Raw genomic sequence first — 15722 nt, 5'->3', positions numbered from 1 at the left:
TCGAACTAGCTGGTGGTGCGGTGGAACCGACCGGGGCTTGCCTGATCCCTCGGCTTGACGATGATCTGATCGAGGTTCACATGTGACGGCCGCGACGCGACAAAACCGATGATCTCGGCGATGTCCTGCGCCACCAACGGTGTGATTCCCTCGTACACCTTGTCGGCCTTGTCCTGATCGCCCTCGAACCGGACGAGTGAGAACTCCGTCTCGACGGCTCCCGGCGCGATTTCGGTCAGTCGAACGGGCTTGCCCAACAGTTCACCACGCAATGTCCGATGAAGGACGGCTTGAGCGTGCTTGGCGGTGGTGTAGCCCGAGCCGTTGTCGTATGCCTCCAGCGCGGCCACCGAGGTGATGGTCACGACCAGACCGTCACCCGAATCGATCAGCTTGGGCAGCAGTGCCTTCGTCACACGCAACGTGCCCAGAACATTGGTCTCCCACATCCACCGCCAGTCGTCCAGATCGGCGTCCAGGACTGTTGCCAGACCCTTTGCACCACCCGCGTTGTTGACCAACACGTCGACACGTGGGACCACGGCCGCGAACGCGTCGACGGAATCCTCGTCGGTGACGTCGAGTTCGAGAGCGGTACCACCGATTTCCTCGGCGATCTTCTCGAGACGATCGACGCGGCGAGCACCGATCACGACGTGGAATCCCTGAGCTGCCAGGGTGCGGGCGGTGGCCTCACCGATTCCGGAGCTGGCTCCGGTGACTACGGCGATGCGGGCATCGGAAGAAATGGTCATGATGCAATCGTAGGGCTAGTCGGCGGCATACTCTGCTTCCCGTTCGATGGATTCGATGTGACGACGCGGTACTTGTATCCGACCGGGTGTGTAGGTGACGGCGCGCAGCGCGCCGCAATACCGGAAGGGACCATGGCGTCGTCGTACCTCCCACGACACAGGTCCCCTGGCGTCGACACCGACCGAGATACCGGTCCACGGCGCCATTCCCACCAGTTGTACTTGCCCGAGCAGCCGGCCCGCGTGAATGCCGTCGACGCTGACGTGGAGATCCCAACGCAACCGCGGTACCACCGTCACCGACAGCTCGATGCGTTCGGTGCCGAGCGCCAGCGGTCCGGCGTCGACAACGGAGTAGGAACCGAACGCGTTGTACCCGAGATGCAGGTGCCCGTCCTCGACGTAGAGAAGGTACCCACCCTGCGGATCGCCATGGGCGACAAGGACACCGGCGTCACTTTCGCGGTAACCGTCGAGTTCGACCGTGATGTCGAAGTCGCGGAACCCGATCAGCTTGGATGAGCGGTAGCGCTCCAGCGGGGGCGTTCCGGCAAGTAGTCGCACCGGGCGTGAGAGTGCTCCTTCCTCCGGACGGCGAACCGCGCCGACGGTATTGCCGAGTAGAGGAAACACGGTGTTCGCCCACGCCGAGTGGTCCCAGGCCTCGGCGAGTTCGCGAACCTTGTCGGGAAACCGTGATGCCAGGTCGTCGAGCTCGGTCGGGTCGGTGCGGACGTCGAACAACTGCCAGTGCGGTTTGTCGATGTCCGCCGGGGTGAGAGCCAGCAGTTTCCAGCCGTCCTTGTAGTAGCCACGGTTGCCGGTCATCTCGGTGTACTGCTCGGTGTGAGTGCTCGGAGCGGCAGACGAACGCAGAACGGACGCGGAAGACACCCCGTCGAACTCTTTCACCGGGAGCCCGTTTCGCACACTGGGTGCGTCGATTCCGGCCAGTTCGAGCAGCGTAGGGGTCAGGTCGGTGACGTACGCGAACTGGTCGCGAATCCCGTTGTCGTCTGCTCCGGGTTTCAATCCAGCGGGCCAGGACAGGAGAAAAGGAACACGGATCCCGCCGGCAAAGGATTGCCCTTTGTAGAACCGGAACGGGGTGTTGGACGTCTGTCCCCATCCACGTGGATAGTGGACGCCCAATTCAGGGCCGCCGATGAGGGATTCGTCGTGGGGGACATCGCCCACCCAGTCCGGATCCTGAATATGCGCGAACTGTGCGAAGTAGCTTCGGGTCCCGTCCGAACCGCCCTCGGCGGTGCCGCCGTTGTCGGAGGTGAAGACGATGATCGTGTTGTCGAGCTCGCCGAGTTCGTCCAGGGTGTCGACGATGCGTCCGACGCTCTGATCGATCGAGTCGACCATCGCCGCGTACACCTCCATGTAGCGGGCGAACCTGGACTGCACTTCCGGCGTGAGTGATTCCCATTCGGGGACGTCGAAGCCGGGTTCGGAGTTTCGCGCTGCTTGTTGCGTACCTTCCGGAAAGAGGCCTTGCACGAGCTGAGAGGCGAACCGCGACTCGCGGATTCGATCCCACCCTTCGTCGTAGCGGCCGCGGTACTTTTCCTGGTCGGCAGGCTTGGCCTGCAACGGTCCGTGCATGGCGACGTGTGCGAAGTAGAGGAAGAACGGCTTGTCCTGATCGTGGGCGCGGAGGTCCTTGATGTACCCGACCGCTTTGTCGGTCAGATCGTCGGTGAGGTAGTACCCCTCGGGGTACTCGTCCACGTCGACCACAGAATTGTCGGAGATCAGTTGATTGGGATAGTAGAAGGAGTTGAGGCCTTCGAGTGAGCCGTAGTAGCGATCGAAACCGCGCTGCGTCGGCCAGGAGTCACGACTTCGTCCCGGGGCCAGGTTGGCGTCGCGTACGAGGTGCCACTTGCCGACGGCATAGGTCGCATAGCCCGCGCCGCGGAGGATTTCGGGGAGTGTCTGGACGTCGTCGGCCAATTCCAGACGCAGTCCGGGGTAGCCCGGATCGGCGTTGGCGACAAAACCGTACCCGGCGCGGTGCGGATTCAGGCCGGTGAGAAGAGCTGCGCGCGACGGCGAGCAGAGGGGCGTCGTGTGATAGTTGGTCATCCGAATGCCCTGCGCGGCAAGGCGGTCGAGGGTGGGAGTCTCGATCTCGGAGCCGAACGGCCCGATGTCGCTGTACCCCATGTCGTCGATCAGAACCACGACGATGTTGGGTGATCCGGGAATCGGGGTCGTGGAGGTGGGCCACGACGGGGTCGAATCGGCTGCGGTGCGGCCGATTCGACCCTCGAAGCCTTCGTATCCGCGGGCGTGCGAAGGAGGGGCGGAATCCGGTGAAGTCATGGGAGAGTCGAGGCGCCTTCGATGATCGAGTATTCGGAAGCGTCGCCGGCGATGCTGCGGCTTCGTTCCCCGTGGATGTTGACCGGGATGTCGCCGGCAAGGGTGATGCGCTCCAGACGCCGGTACTGATCGTCGTAGTCGGCGATCGCGTAGTGCTGGGTGGCGCGGTTGTCCCAGATCGCGACGTCACCCGCTTCCCAGTTCCACCGCGTCGTGTACTCGAGCTTGATGGCGTGATCCTGCAAGAGCTTGAATACACCGTTCGACTGTTCGGTGCTCAACCCGACGAAGTTCTTGACAAAATGTCCGAGGACGAGCGTGCGTTCTCCGGTTTCGGGGTGGACCCGCACCACCGGGTGTTCCGTCTCGAAGTACGTGGACTGGAACTCCTCGCGGTAGGCGGCCGTGCGATCTTCGGTGAGCCGCTCGGCGCTGGTTGCCGCATAGTCGTAGACGTTTGTGTGGCGAGCCCAGAGGTTCTCCGCGAGCGCCTTGAGCGGATCCGGCAGTCCGTTGTAGGCGGCTACCCCTGACGCCCACGTCGTGGAACCGCCGTATTCGGGTAGCTGCACCGCGCGCAGGATCGAAGCCTTGGGGATGCGGTCGACGAAGGTGACGTCGGTGTGCCAGCTGTTGGCCTTGCCCAGGTCCGAGTCGATGGGCAGAACTTTTGCGCCGTGCGACTTCACGGTGGGGTGGGCAGTGGTCGGGGTACCCAGCAGCTGGGCGAACTCGTACTGCGAATCGTTGTCGAGGTGGTCTTGCCCGCGAAAGAAGATCACCTTGTGTTCGAGAAGTGCTTGCCGGATGAGGGAAATCGTCGCCGGGTCGAGATGCCCGCCGAGAGTGATTCCGTCGATTCGGGCGCCGATATGCGCGCCGAGGGTGGTGACAGTGCCGCGAGCGGCGTCAACGGCCGCTCCGTTCGTTGATGCCGAATTTGTGAGGGTCGGCTTGGCGAAAGCTGTAGACATGGTGCACCTTTCGTGGGGAGTGTGCCCACCCAAACACGCGAGATTTCGCCCCGACAGGGTTGCGTTCAGTGTGATCGTTACCGCACCTGATTTGTGAATCTCGGTGAAGCTGCTACTTTTGGAGCCATGTCGACCGACCAGCCTGCCGCTTTGCGGGTCACCTATGTGACCGCTGCGCTTGGTTCGCGTCTGCCTCTGGCGCGAGAGCTGTGTTGTCGCCGCCGTTCTTTCTGCAGCTAATTTCTGCGCCTTTTCTGTCTATTTCTTCGTGTGACCAGTGGAAACGCTGATTTCTCGGTCGACAGAGATATGCGCCTTCTCCTCCTTCTGCAAGGGACAGCCATGTCGACACCCACAATCTCCGCCATTCCGAACATCCGATCGCGAACCGCGCTCTCGGGAACCCGGACCCGTACCCAGATAGTTGCGCCCGAACTACGCATCGCCGACGGCCCGTCCGCGACTGTGTTGCGCATTGCTCGATCCCGTGGGCCGCTCTCACGTGACACTGCGGCAAAGGCATCAGGACTGAGCATCGCCACCGTGAACCGGCAGGTCACGAGCCTGCTGGACCTCGGGATCCTGCGCGAACGCGCGGACCTGACGGCCTCCGGAGCAATCGGGCGTCCGCGAGTTCCGTTCGAGGTCAACCACGAGCCTTATCTGACAGTCGGCATCCACATCGGTGCCGTCGTCACCAGCATCATTGCCAGCGACATTCGTGGAAAGGTGCTCGGCGCCGTCGAGATTCCGACGCCTGCCACCAATTCTGCTGTCGCGCTTGCCACCATTGCGCGCTCGGCCAAATCCTTTGCCTCGCGGTGGCACAAGCGTCGTCCGCTCGCCGTCGGCGTGGCCATCGGCGGTCGCGTCGATTCAGCGACCGGAGTCGTCGATCACCCGCGTCTGGGATGGAAGGGCGCCAAGGTCGGGTCCATCATCGGAGCCGGCTTGGATCTCCCTGTATCGGTAGCCGCCCACGTCGAGGCGATGGCTGCGTCGGAACTTCTGCTCAGCACCGATCGTGCCGAAGCCCCGACGCCGGGCACTACCGGCTTGTACTTCTACGCTCGTGAAACTGCCGGCATCGCAATCACTTTCGAAGGGCGAGTGCACACGCCGTCCAGCGGACCCGGTTCGATCGCGCACCTCCCCACCGGTTCGTCCGCACGGTGCACCTGCGGAGCCGTGGGTTGCCTTGAAGCGACGATCAGTGACCGCGCCGTAGTCGCGCAGGCTTTGTCTTCGGGCGCCGTGATCCAGGGCAGCGAGCGTGTCACGATCGCGGACGTCTACCGGGCCGCGTCGTCGGGTTCCATTCCGGCACACGAGCTTCTGGTTGATCGAGCACGCGTCCTCGGCCGGACAGTGGCGATGCTGCGTGACCTGTTCAACCCGGATCGGGTGATTCTGGGTGGTCAGGCATTTACCGACTATCCCGCCGGGGTGCCCCATGTCGCCGAGGCCTTCTCGACGGCATCCTCCTTGGAGCGTAAGGACATTCGAATTACCGGTTTCGGCAATCGGGTTCAGGAATACGCTTCCACGGTCGTGTCACTGAGCTCACTGTTTGCTGATCCCGCTGCGGCTATGCGCCGCGCGTCGGCCGTCTGACTGCGAAGAGGGTAGTCAGAGTTCCGGTCGATCCAAGACTCGCAACCATGATCCGTCGGGCTGGCGGCGCGCGACCTGCGTGCGCCCGCCGGTTCCGTCGGAAGGTTTGGTCGAGGTCATTGCCAGGTCGCCGCTGATCACCGTCGGTAGAGATTCCTCGACGGTGAATCTCGGTGCAGCTGCCAGCATCTGAGAGATCACCTCGCGGATGGCTTGGCGGCCCACGGTGAGGGACCCGGGCGGGAAGGCCATCACCGCATCCTCCTCGTAAAGTGCGGCGACGGCGTCTGCGTCACCAGCGTTGGCAAACTGCACGAAAAGCTTCGCGATGTCTTCCGGGGTTCCGGCCTTCTGAACGTCATCTGTTGTTGTCATGCTTCCATCGTTCTACCGCACCGGCGATAAGTCCAAGATCTAGTTTGTCTCGCAGCTAGAATTAGCAGTTATGGAACTTCGGCAACTCGAGTACTTTGTCGCTGTCGTTGAGGAAGCTAATTTCACTCGCGCCGCCGAGCGGCTTCACGTAGCCCAACCGGGTGTGAGTGCGCAGGTCAAACGGCTGGAACGTGAGTTGGGGCAGGAATTGCTCGATCGTAGTGGTCGAACCGTTTGTCTGACCGACGCCGGGCGAGCTGTCCTCCCGCACGCCTACGCTGCACTCGCTTCCGTTCAGAGCACCCGCGACGCTGTCGATGCCTTGAACGGACTGGTTCGGGGTTCCGTTTCGGTCGGGATGGTTACCGCCTGCGCTTCCGCCGACCTCACAGATCTGCTCAGTCGGTTGCACAACAAACACCCCGGACTGGACATTTCGCTGGCCGAGGACGATTCGCGCAGTTTGCTTGCCGGAGTGTTGGACGGAACCTTCGACATAGCCGTCATCGGGGTGGCGGGCAAGCTGCCGGAAGGGCTCGAATCGAGGGTGATCACCGACGAACGACTGGTGGCCGGAGTGGCGGCGGATCATCCGCTGGCCGAGGTGTCGTCTCTGCCGTTTGCCGAACTCGCGACGCAATCGGTCATCTGTCTGCCGGAGGGAACCGGCATCAGAACGTGTCTGGACTTCGCGTGCGCCGCAGCCGGCACCAAGCCGACGGTTGCGCTCGAGGCAAGCAACCTCGGCATCATCGTTTCATTGGCAGCGCAGGGGCTGGGAATGGCCGTGCTTCCGGAGTCGACAGTGGGGGAGTTGCATCGGATCGATCTCGAACCGGAAGCACGATCTCGGCTGGAATTGGTCTGGCGTTCGTCGGGCGGCAAGAATCCGGCGGCCTCTGCTCTCATCGATCTTGCGAGAGCTGTTCCCGCCGAGTGAGTTCGGCCTGCGCCCGATCCAATCCGCCGTGCTCGAGAGCGGCCAACCGTGACCTGTCCTTCCAGACGATGGTGCCGCGCCGGCGGACGATGACCGACATGGTTCCACCGAGATGCTCGAGCGCTCCTGGCACGTTTCGACGCTCGGCAGGTATCGGAACAGGAAGGATGTGTGCGTCGGCGATGGGCGCGGTCCCGTCGATGTCGACGCTCCACTTCCGGCTGTAGCCGCGAAGAGTCCAGCGATCGTCGGACACCGTCGTCTCCACCTGTGACGTCAGCGGATTACCCAGCCGCAATACCGTTCCGTCCGGTAGCGCGGCAACGACGGCGGTGACTTCGGTGCGCAGAGGTCCGGCGCTGACCTGTCCGCCGGCAAACGCCACGCAGGCTCGAGGACCGGTGAACCCCTGTGCCTGTCCCCACCACCAGGATTCCGGGAATCCTCCCTTTCCCCAGTTCTTCTCGCCGTACACCTGCGCTCCGGTGAGATCCCAGCTCTGCCCGTCGATGACGGCGCTTCCCTCGACCCGGCCGCCGAGCAGCCACGGATGCCAGTACTGATTGAGTGCGGGAATTGATTGGAAGTAACTCGATCCCCCGAAGCGGCGGTGCGGCCAGAATCGCTGACTACTGATCCGCACGTCGAGATGACTGTCGCCGAAATCGACCTGGAGTCGATCGGCATTGCCGCGGAAAGCGTTGTCGGCGTAGGCCCCCAGGATACGGGGATCGGCCGATCCGCTCGGGTGCTCAGCAGTACGGAGGAATCCGCCTGGATGTGCCGCGAGACCGAGCGTCGACCAGTTGCCGCCGTCGGACTTGTTGATTCCGGCGAGCGCAATCACCACCCGCCCGCTCTCTGGCATCGTGAATCGCCAGAAGTAACCCTCCATCGCAACGTCATGGGAGGCAAGCAGATTGCCGTACGGCAGGGTGCCACCCGAGGCGCGGTACGCGGGACGCTTCACGGTCCCAATACTGCCTGTGATGCGGTGACCTGAGCGACGAGGCGGCCCTCGTCGTCACGAATCTCGGTCACGACCGCGATGGTGCTGCGTCCCGCGTGCAATGGACGGGCAGTTGCGGTGACCGTGCCTTTACGAACCCCGCGGGTGAACACGGTCGACGAACTGGTGGTGGACGTACTTGCGCCGGGCGGCAGATTGAGGAATGCACAGACGGCGCCGACGCTGTCTGCCAGCGTCATCAAGGCGCCGCCGTGCATTCCGTTGCCGGCGGTGGTGCGGTGGCTGTCCCAATCCAGATGGCCGACAACCTGTTCGGGTGCCGCGCTGTCCAACTGAATTCCGGTGTGAACTGCAAAAGGCATGCTCGCGACAAGTTGTTCGAGGTCCATGCCTACCGATGTTAACGAGCCGCCGAAACCTCCGTCGGGACTTCGGTTTATCGAGGGCGGTGACTCACAGGGGCAGGGCGGTTTCCGACAGCCCTTCCGGCGCGTTGCGACGACGGAACCACTCGGTGCCGAATGCCGCGGCGAGCTGCTCCGTCGGCATTTCGAGGAACGGGCCGAAATCGCCGACCTGCGTTGCGTGCGCGTACATGGCCGCGCGCTTGGACGAGATCACCGAACTGACATCGACCGCGGTGGTGAGTTGGTCAGCCGGAAGCCCGAACGATTCGATGTCCGGCGGCTGCGCCTCCTCGGTCCACTCGGGGTTGGCCTGCATCAGCATCTTCATGTGATCGCGGTTGGTGGACGCCTCGTAGACGAACGGCGTGCCCGCGAGTTCTGCAGCACGAACGCCGACGTGGTGGACCTGGATGTGATCCGGGTGGCCGTATCCGCCGTTGGGGTCGTAGATGGTCAGGACATCGGCGTTCTCTTCACGAAGAACCTCGGCCAGACGCTCGGCGGCCTTCTCGACGTCGACGTTGCAGAACGCTTCCGGATTCTCGTTCTCGGGCGTACCCACCATCCCCGAATCCGGGTAGTGCAGGGACACGACGCGACTGGCACCCAACGCGTCGGTGGACGCCTCGAGCTCACGGCTGCGGCGCTGAGCCAACGTCTCGTATTCGTCCAACAGTCCGTCGGGGAATTCACCGAGAGCACCGTCGGTAGCGGTGACGACTACGACGCGGTGACCTGCGTCGGCGGCCATTCTCATCACGCCGCCCGTAGTGAAAACTTCGTCATCGGGATGGGCGTGGAAACACACCAGGACACTCATTCGCGCAATCGTAAGGCAAGTTACCGACAGGTCAACCCGAGCGCACAGTGAAAACGATTTGTCGAGTCGGCCTCGGCTCTGTGAACCTTGTTCAGTGCACGAGAAGCTGACATGAGCGAATCCACCAACAAAGGCCTGCTGAGCGCCTACCGCGAGATCTTTGCCGCCCCCGGATCGGTCGCCTTCTCGGCCGCCGGATTTGTCGCAAGGCTGCCGATCGCCATGATCGGTATCGGAATCGTGACGATGATCTCGCAACTTCGTGGTGACTACGCGCTCGCCGGCGCGCTCGCCGCGGTTTTTGCGCTCTCGTCGGCGATCATCGCGCCCGCGGTCTCGCGTGCGGTCGACCGCTTCGGACAGCGAGCGGTCCTGCCGATTGCCGCAGCCGTGAGCGTCACCGCGATCGGGGCGCTCCTGCTCGCAGTCCGGATGGAAGCTCCCGACTGGCTGCTGTTCGTTCTGGTCGTCCCCGGCGGCGCCACTCCGACGATCGGCGCGATGATTCGCGCCAGGTGGGTGGCGATCTATGTCGGAAAACCTCAGCTGCGCACCGCCTTCGCCTTCGAATCGGTGGTGGACGAGCTCTGCTTCGTGGCGGGCCCGGTCATATCGGTAGGTCTGAGCATCGGGCTCTTCCCCGAGGCTGGACCACTGGCAGGGTTGATCCTGCTGGTCACCGGAACCCTGCTGCTGGTCATACAGCGCGGAACCGAACCGAAGGTGCATCCGCGTCGACCCGGCCGCGGACGATCGGTTCTCGGTAACCACGTGATGTGGATCGTCATCGTGATCATGGTGATGCTCGGAACGATCTTCGGCGTCATCGACGTCGGCGCCATCGCGTTCACCAAGGAACAGAATTCGCCGGGGTCGGCGACGCTGGTCCTCGCGCTGTTCGCCGGCGGTTCGGGAATCGCGGGACTGATCTTCGGGTCGATGCACCCGGCGCGATCGCTGCGCGGGCAGTTGATGATCGCGTCCTCGGCGGTCGCCGTTCTCAGCGTCCCGCTTCTGTTGGTCGGAAACGTGGCCGCACTTGCGGGTGCCTACGTGCTGGCGGGCGCGACCATCGCACCGACGCTCATCATCGCGACAGCCCTGGTCGAACAGATCGTCCCACCGGAAAAGCTCACCGAGGGAATGACCCTGACGGTTACCGGCCTCGGCGTCGGCGTGGCGCTCGGGTCTGCGCTGGCCGGACAGCTGATCGATCGCTACGGCGTCCCGTCGGCCTACATGCTCGCCGTCGGCGCCGCAGTCGCAGCCTCTATCGTGACGGCATGTCTATTCGTGAAGCCGTCAGCGTCGACGGCACGTCCATCGTCTATCGAGTAACCGGAAATTCGGCGGGGACCCCGCTGGTGTTGCTGCACGGCTGGGCTCAGTCCTCGCAGTGCTGGGGCGAGCAGGTCCTCGCGGACCTGGCCGCGGACTATCGGCTGATCGCCGTCGATCTGCGCGGCCACGGTTACTCCGATGCGCCCGAATCCGGATACGACGATTCCGCGAACTGGGCCGGCGACGTCGCGGCTGTTCTTGCGGCCGAAGGCGTCACCGAGAACGCGATCCTGCTCGGCTGGTCGTACGGCGGTCTGGTGATCTGCGATTACCTGGCAGCGCACGGCACCGGCGCGGTGGCGGGTGCGGTTCTGGTCGGGGCGATCACCAGCATCGGGCGCGGCGAAAAAGGTGGCAAGGTCGGCTCGGCGATGCGTAGCGCAGTTCCCGGCGCGATGTCCGAAGATCCCCGCGAGGCGATCCGTGCACTCGGCGCTTTCGGCAATGCTCTCACCGGCCCACCCGAGGGCAAGGGTGCAGCGTCGCAGGCCTTGTTCGGGTACAGCCTCTCGACGCGTCCGCGGGTGCGCGCAGCACTGTTCAACCGTGCTGTCGGTCACGACGACTTGCTCCGCAACCTGGATATCCCCGTTCTCGTTCTGCACGGAACCGAGGACTCCGTCGTCGACGTGAGCGCAGGTAAGCACGCCGAGGAACTGATTCCCAAGTCCCAGGCGTCGTACTGGGAAGGCTGCAATCACGGCCCGTTCGTGGAGGATCCGACACGATTCGTGTCCGAAGTGCGAACCTTCATCTCGAGCCTCGGTTAGAGTTCGCGCCCGGTGAGGGGGCAGTATGGAGTCGTGACGCCCATGCACATTTCGCGCCCTCGCCGGGTGGCCGTTCTCTCGGTCCACACCTCGCCATTGGCGCAACCCGGCACCGGTGACGCGGGTGGGATGAACGTCTACGTTCTGCAATCCGCCATTCAGCTCGCCAAACGTGGCGTCGAGGTGGAGATATTCACCCGCGCGACGTCCTCGGCCGACGCACCTGTGGTGGACGCCGCTCCCGGAGTGCGGGTTCGGAACATTGCTGCTGGTCCCTTCGAAGGGCTGGACAAGGCGGATCTGCCGACTCAACTGTGTGCCTTCGTCGCAGGAGTTCTGCGGGAGGAAGCGCGCCACGAGCCCGGGTACTACAGCCTGATTCACTCGCACTACTGGTTGTCCGGTCAGGTCGGCTGGCTGGCCCGCGACCGCTGGGGCGTGCCCCTCGTACACACCGCCCACACCCTCGCGGCGGTGAAGAATCTTTCGCTTGCCGAGGGAGACACCCCGGAGCCGGCAGCACGTCAGATCGGCGAGCAGCAAGTAGTCGCCGAGTCCGATCGCCTGGTCGCCAACACCACCGACGAAGCCAAGGCGCTGCACGAGTTGTACGGCGCAGACCCCACGCGTATCGACGTCGTGGCTCCCGGCGCCGATCTCACCCGCTACCGCCCGGGCGATCGCGATTCCGCCCGCGCGTCGTTGGGGTTGGACCCGGGCGAGGTCGTCGTGACTTTCGTCGGCCGGATCCAACCTCTGAAAGCACCGGACGTTCTGCTGCGTGCTGCCGCCGAAGTGATCAGCCGTCGCCCCGAGTTGCCGTTGCGCATCCTCGTCGTCGGCGGGCCGTCGGGAACTGGCCTCGCGCGGCCGGACGTGCTGATCGAACTGGCACGCTCACTCGGCATCACCGCGCAGGTGACGTTCTTGCCGCCGCAGGCTCCTGAGCGTCTCGCCGATGTCTACCGTGCCTCGGATCTGGTTGCGGTGCCGAGCTATTCGGAGTCCTTCGGATTGGTCGCCATCGAAGCTCAAGCCTGCGGAACTCCCGTGATCGCCGCCGACGTCGGCGGACTGGGAGTAGCCGTACGCAACGGGGAGACAGGCCTGCTGGTTCAAGGACACCGCACCGAAGACTGGGCCGGCGCCCTCGAATCCTTGGTGACAGCACCGACGCGTTTGACCGAACTCGCCGCGCAGGCACCGCGTCACGCCGGAAATTTCTCGTGGGAACACACCGCGGACGGTTTGCTCGAGAGCTATCGCAAAGCCGCAGTCAACTACAACAACGGAACCGGTCCCAGCGACTTCTCGCCCCGCCGTGCGCGGGGTCTGTGGCGTCTGCGCCGGACCGGGGGAGTGCGTACATGAGCAGCATTTCGGACACCATCGAGCAGGCTCTCACCGAGCGCGAACTCGACTTCACCAGAAAAGACGACGCGCATTTCATCGTCGAACTTCCCGGTGAACACAAACTCAAGACGTCGACTCTGCTCACCGTCGGCAATCACGGTGTGCGGGTCGAGGCCTTCGTGTGCCGCAAGGTGGACGAGAACTTCGAAGGCGTCTACAAGTTCCTGCTCAAGCGCAACCGTCGTCTGTACGGGGTGGCGTACACACTCGACAAGGTCGGGGACATCTACCTCGTCGGCAAGATCGCGGAGCATGCGGTGACCGGCGATGAACTCGACCGAGTGCTCGGTCAGGTTCTCGAAGCCGCCGACGGCGATTTCAACGTCATCCTCGAACTCGGCTTCTCCTCGTCCATCAAGCGTGAGTGGGCGTGGCGGGTGTCGCGAGGCGAGTCGCTGGCGAATCTCGAACCGTTCAAGCACCTCATCGAGGAAGAGCCCGCGCAGAGCTGATCGAGCGGGGTGAGACACATCGCGAATGTGTCACGTAAAGTGACCTTTACTTGTGACTGTCGTCACGGAATAATACTGTTCCCGTGAGTCACAGTAAGTTGGTCACACCACCCCGCCGCGCAACTTTTCGAGGAGCACAGTGAGCTTCAAGAGTCCGTTCCCCGACGTTGAAATCCCCAACCTCAGCGTCTACGACTTCCTGTTCGGAAATACCGACCCCGCAGACCTCGACAAGACGGCATTCGTCGAGGGCAGTTCGGGCGCAGTCACCACATACGCTTCGCTGATCGCACAGATCAACGGCGTTGCAGGCGCTCTCGCAGCGCGCGGACTCGCCGTCGGCGACGTGGTCGGGCTGCATTCGCCCAACGTCCCGGCCTTCGGTTCCGTCTTCCACGGCATCCTTCGTGCCGGTGGCGTCGCGACCACGATCAACGCGCTCTACACCGCCGAGGACATCGCCAAGCAACTCACCGATTCCAAGGCAAAGTTCCTCTTCACCGTCTCGCCGCTCCTGCCGCAGGCAAAGGCCGCTGCTGACCTGGTCGGTATCCCGGCTGAGAACGTCTTCGTGCTCGACGGGGCCGAAGGCCATCTGTCGCTGCGTGATCTGCTCGGCGAGGGTGCAGCGGCGCCGGAGGTCTCCTTCGATCCGGCCACCCAACTCGCGGTGCTGCCGTACTCCTCGGGCACCACCGGCCGACCCAAGGGGGTCATGCTCACCCATCGGAACCTCGTAGCCAACGTCTGCCAGATCATTCCGCGGATGGGCATCGAGACCGACGACAAGATTCTCGCGGTCCTGCCGTTCTTCCACATCTACGGCATGACGGTCCTGCTCAACGCTGCGCTCTATCGCCGCGCGAGCCTCATCACGATGCCGAAGTTCGATCTCGTCGAGTTCCTGCGGATCGTCGCCGAGCAGAAGTCGACGTACATCTTCGTCGCACCGCCCGTTGCCGTCGCGCTGGCCAAGCATCCGCTCGTCGATCAGTACGACCTCTCGAGCGTGCACACCATCTTCTCCGGTGCGGCCCCGCTCGACGCGGCGCTCGGCAAGGCCGTCGCCGACCGGTTGAACTGCCACGTCCGCCAGGGCTACGGCATGTCCGAGATGAGCCCGGTCTCGCACGCGATCCCGTTCGACCGCGACGACATCGCGCTCGACACCTGCGGTCCGACCATCGCCAACATGGAATGCAAGCTCGTCGACCCCGGAACGGGCGAAGAGGTCGCGTACCCGCCTCTCGGCTCGGACGGCGTCAGCGAGCCCGGCGAACTGTGGTGCAAGGGCCCGAACATCATGCTCGGCTACCTCGGCAACGACCAGGCCACCAAGGACACCCTCGACGACGACGGTTACCTGCACACCGGTGACATCGCGACCGTCGACGGCGACGGCGTCGTCAAGATCGTCGACCGCCTCAAGGAACTGATCAAGTACAAGGGCTACCAGGTTCCCCCGGCGGAACTCGAGGCCTTGCTGCTGACCCACCCGCAGATCGCCGACGCCGCAGTGATCGGCGTGCTCGACGCCGAGGGCGAAGAGGTTCCGAAGGCATTCGTGGTGCTCCAGGACGGCGCCGAGTTGACCGAAGCCGACGTGATCACCTTCGTCGCCGAGCGCGTCTCGCCGCACAAGAAGGTCCGCCAGGTTTCGTTCATCAGCACCGTGCCGAAATCCGCGGCCGGAAAGATCCTCCGCAAGGATCTGCGAACTGCGGAAGTTGCCCCGAGCTGATTTCCGGACAGGGTTGATCAAGAAGGGTTCCGGTACTCGTGCCAGGATGAACGCCATGAGTATCGGAACCCTGGTCCTGCTCCGCCACGGCGAGAGCGAATGGAATGCACTCAATCTGTTCACCGGCTGGGTGGACGTACACCTGACAGACAAGGGCATGGCCGAGGGCAAGCGCGCCGGCGAACTGCTCGCCGAGCACAACCTGTTGCCCGACGTTCTCTACACGTCTCTGCTGCGCCGCGCGATCAGCACAGCCAACCTCGCGCTCGACGCCGCCGATCGCCACTGGATCCCGGTAGTGCGCGACTGGCGTCTCAACGAGCGTCATTACGGCGCTCTGCAGGGCAAGAACAAGGCGCAGACCAAGGAAGAGTACGGAAACGAGCAGTTCATGCTCTGGCGTCGTAGCTACGACACCCCGCCGCCCGCCATCGAAGCCGGCAGCGAGTACAGCCAGGACACCGATCCCCGGTACGCGAACCTCGACGAGGTTCCCTTGACCGAGTGCCTGCTCGACGTCGTCAAGCGTCTGATCCCGTACTGGGAGGACACCATCTCCCAGGAGCTGCTCGCCGGTCGGAACGTGCTGGTCACCGCGCACGGCAACTCGCTGCGTGCGTTGGTCAAGCACCTCGACGGCATCTCGGACGAGGACATCGCGGGCCTGAACATCCCGACCGGAATCCCGCTGCGTTACGACCTCGACGAGAACCTGAAGCCGCTCAATCCCGGCGGCACCTACCTGGATCCGGAGGCCGCAGCTGCCGGCGCCGCCGCGGTGGCGAATCAGGGCGGAAAGTAGCAACCCGATGA

15 protein-coding genes are annotated in these 15722 nt (G+C 63.8%); 8 read left to right on the top strand and 7 right to left on the bottom strand.

What is annotated here, in order from left to right; translation table 11 throughout:
• Positions 1 to 5: 5 nt before the first annotated feature.
• The 3 genes from ASU23_RS14805 to ASU23_RS14795 are packed head-to-tail and all read right to left on the bottom strand — an operon-like array spanning position 6 to position 4066.
• On the bottom strand, positions 6 to 755 hold the full coding sequence (locus tag ASU23_RS14805) for an SDR family NAD(P)-dependent oxidoreductase (protein WP_003942076.1): 750 nt from the start codon (positions 753 to 755) through the stop codon (positions 6 to 8).
• A gap of 15 nt (positions 756 to 770) precedes the next feature.
• Complete coding sequence (locus ASU23_RS14800; protein ID WP_058038162.1) at positions 771 to 3092, bottom strand: arylsulfatase; 2322 nt, start codon at positions 3090 to 3092, stop codon at positions 771 to 773.
• Entirely contained in the window at positions 3089 to 4066 is a 978-nt protein-coding gene (locus ASU23_RS14795) for a TauD/TfdA family dioxygenase (protein WP_042452972.1), read from the bottom strand. The genes ASU23_RS14800 and ASU23_RS14795 overlap by 4 nt, the downstream gene beginning before the upstream one ends.
• A gap of 342 nt (positions 4067 to 4408) precedes the next feature.
• On the opposite strand from ASU23_RS14795, the gene ASU23_RS14790 reads away from it, so the two are divergent.
• Positions 4409 to 5680 (top strand): ROK family transcriptional regulator, encoded by a 1272-nt coding sequence (locus ASU23_RS14790; protein WP_074447122.1) that lies wholly within the window; start codon positions 4409 to 4411, stop codon positions 5678 to 5680.
• 15 nt (positions 5681 to 5695) lie between these two features.
• Here ASU23_RS14790 and ASU23_RS14785 read toward each other — a convergent pair whose 3' ends face one another.
• Positions 5696 to 6055, bottom strand: coding sequence for a nuclear transport factor 2 family protein (locus ASU23_RS14785; protein ID WP_054187841.1), 360 nt, complete (start codon positions 6053 to 6055; stop codon positions 5696 to 5698).
• Between the two features lie 70 nt (positions 6056 to 6125).
• Here ASU23_RS14785 and ASU23_RS14780 point away from each other — a divergent pair, with 70 nt between their 5' ends.
• The gene (locus ASU23_RS14780) at positions 6126 to 6995 is read left to right on the top strand and encodes a LysR family transcriptional regulator (protein ID WP_058038161.1); all 870 of its coding nucleotides are present in this window, start codon (positions 6126 to 6128) and stop codon (positions 6993 to 6995) included.
• Here the strand turns inward: ASU23_RS14780 and ASU23_RS14775 are convergent.
• The 3 genes from ASU23_RS14775 to ASU23_RS14765 all read right to left on the bottom strand — a co-directional run bounded on the left by ASU23_RS14775 (position 6961) and on the right by ASU23_RS14765 (position 9192).
• Positions 6961 to 7965 carry a tocopherol cyclase family protein gene (locus tag ASU23_RS14775; protein WP_058038160.1) on the bottom strand — a complete coding sequence of 335 codons (1005 nt, stop codon included), beginning with the start codon at positions 7963 to 7965 and terminating at the stop codon, positions 6961 to 6963. The genes ASU23_RS14780 and ASU23_RS14775 overlap by 35 nt on opposite strands.
• Positions 7962 to 8354: a PaaI family thioesterase gene (locus tag ASU23_RS14770; RefSeq protein ID WP_042452984.1), complete on the bottom strand. Its 393-nt coding sequence runs from the start codon at positions 8352 to 8354 to the stop codon at positions 7962 to 7964. The genes ASU23_RS14775 and ASU23_RS14770 overlap by 4 nt, the downstream gene beginning before the upstream one ends.
• A 64-nt stretch (positions 8355 to 8418) precedes the next feature.
• Positions 8419 to 9192, bottom strand: coding sequence for a PIG-L family deacetylase (locus ASU23_RS14765; RefSeq protein WP_003942001.1), 774 nt, complete (start codon positions 9190 to 9192; stop codon positions 8419 to 8421).
• A 111-nt stretch (positions 9193 to 9303) separates the two neighbouring features.
• Between ASU23_RS14765 and ASU23_RS14760 the strand changes: the two genes are divergently transcribed.
• The 6 genes from ASU23_RS14760 (at position 9304) to ASU23_RS14735 (ending at position 15711) form a co-directional block, all read left to right on the top strand.
• Positions 9304 to 10530, top strand: coding sequence for an MFS transporter (locus ASU23_RS14760; RefSeq protein WP_003942019.1), 1227 nt, complete (start codon positions 9304 to 9306; stop codon positions 10528 to 10530).
• The gene (locus tag ASU23_RS14755; RefSeq protein ID WP_058038159.1) at positions 10476 to 11303 is read left to right on the top strand and encodes an alpha/beta fold hydrolase; all 828 of its coding nucleotides are present in this window, start codon (positions 10476 to 10478) and stop codon (positions 11301 to 11303) included. The genes ASU23_RS14760 and ASU23_RS14755 overlap by 55 nt, the downstream gene beginning before the upstream one ends.
• A gap of 42 nt (positions 11304 to 11345) precedes the next feature.
• A complete protein-coding gene (mshA, locus tag ASU23_RS14750; RefSeq protein WP_058038158.1) occupies positions 11346 to 12674 on the top strand; it encodes a D-inositol-3-phosphate glycosyltransferase in 1329 nt (442 codons plus the stop codon).
• Positions 12671 to 13168 (top strand): YbjN domain-containing protein, encoded by a 498-nt coding sequence (locus tag ASU23_RS14745; RefSeq protein ID WP_047268888.1) that lies wholly within the window; start codon positions 12671 to 12673, stop codon positions 13166 to 13168. The genes mshA and ASU23_RS14745 overlap by 4 nt, the downstream gene beginning before the upstream one ends.
• A 139-nt stretch (positions 13169 to 13307) precedes the next feature.
• Entirely contained in the window at positions 13308 to 14909 is a 1602-nt protein-coding gene (locus ASU23_RS14740; protein ID WP_058038157.1) for an AMP-binding protein, read from the top strand.
• A 46-nt stretch (positions 14910 to 14955) separates the two neighbouring features.
• Complete coding sequence (locus ASU23_RS14735) at positions 14956 to 15711, top strand: phosphoglyceromutase (RefSeq protein ID WP_003941992.1); 756 nt, start codon at positions 14956 to 14958, stop codon at positions 15709 to 15711.
• Positions 15712 to 15722 lie beyond the last annotated feature (11 nt).

This window comes from Rhodococcus sp. KB6 (assembly GCF_001445685.1).
In the GTDB taxonomy this organism is placed as follows: Bacteria; Actinomycetota; Actinomycetes; order Mycobacteriales; family Mycobacteriaceae; genus Rhodococcus_F; species Rhodococcus_F qingshengii.
The sequence above is the reverse complement of the archived record's forward strand: the minus strand, read 5'-3'. Positions and strand labels throughout refer to the sequence as shown.

Excerpts from the sequence above, each read along its gene's own strand:
- ASU23_RS14805 (WP_003942076.1), bottom strand. The coding sequence starts at position 755 with ATGACCATTTCTTCCGATGCCCGCATCGCCGTAGTCACCGGAGCCAGC.
- ASU23_RS14800 (WP_058038162.1), bottom strand. The coding sequence starts at position 3,092 with ATGACTTCACCGGATTCCGCCCCTCCTTCGCACGCCCGCGGATACGAA.
- ASU23_RS14795 (WP_042452972.1), bottom strand. The coding sequence starts at position 4,066 with ATGTCTACAGCTTTCGCCAAGCCGACCCTCACAAATTCGGCATCAACG.
- ASU23_RS14790 (WP_074447122.1), top strand. The coding sequence starts at position 4,409 with ATGTCGACACCCACAATCTCCGCCATTCCGAACATCCGATCGCGAACC.
- ASU23_RS14785 (WP_054187841.1), bottom strand. The coding sequence starts at position 6,055 with ATGACAACAACAGATGACGTTCAGAAGGCCGGAACCCCGGAAGACATC.
- ASU23_RS14780 (WP_058038161.1), top strand. The coding sequence starts at position 6,126 with ATGGAACTTCGGCAACTCGAGTACTTTGTCGCTGTCGTTGAGGAAGCT.
- ASU23_RS14770 (WP_042452984.1), bottom strand. The coding sequence starts at position 8,354 with ATGGACCTCGAACAACTTGTCGCGAGCATGCCTTTTGCAGTTCACACC.
- ASU23_RS14765 (WP_003942001.1), bottom strand. The coding sequence starts at position 9,192 with ATGAGTGTCCTGGTGTGTTTCCACGCCCATCCCGATGACGAAGTTTTC.
- ASU23_RS14760 (WP_003942019.1), top strand. The coding sequence starts at position 9,304 with ATGAGCGAATCCACCAACAAAGGCCTGCTGAGCGCCTACCGCGAGATC.
- ASU23_RS14755 (WP_058038159.1), top strand. The coding sequence starts at position 10,476 with ATGTCTATTCGTGAAGCCGTCAGCGTCGACGGCACGTCCATCGTCTAT.
- mshA (WP_058038158.1), top strand. The coding sequence starts at position 11,346 with ATGCACATTTCGCGCCCTCGCCGGGTGGCCGTTCTCTCGGTCCACACC.
- ASU23_RS14745 (WP_047268888.1), top strand. The coding sequence starts at position 12,671 with ATGAGCAGCATTTCGGACACCATCGAGCAGGCTCTCACCGAGCGCGAA.
- ASU23_RS14735 (WP_003941992.1), top strand. The coding sequence starts at position 14,956 with ATGAACGCCATGAGTATCGGAACCCTGGTCCTGCTCCGCCACGGCGAG.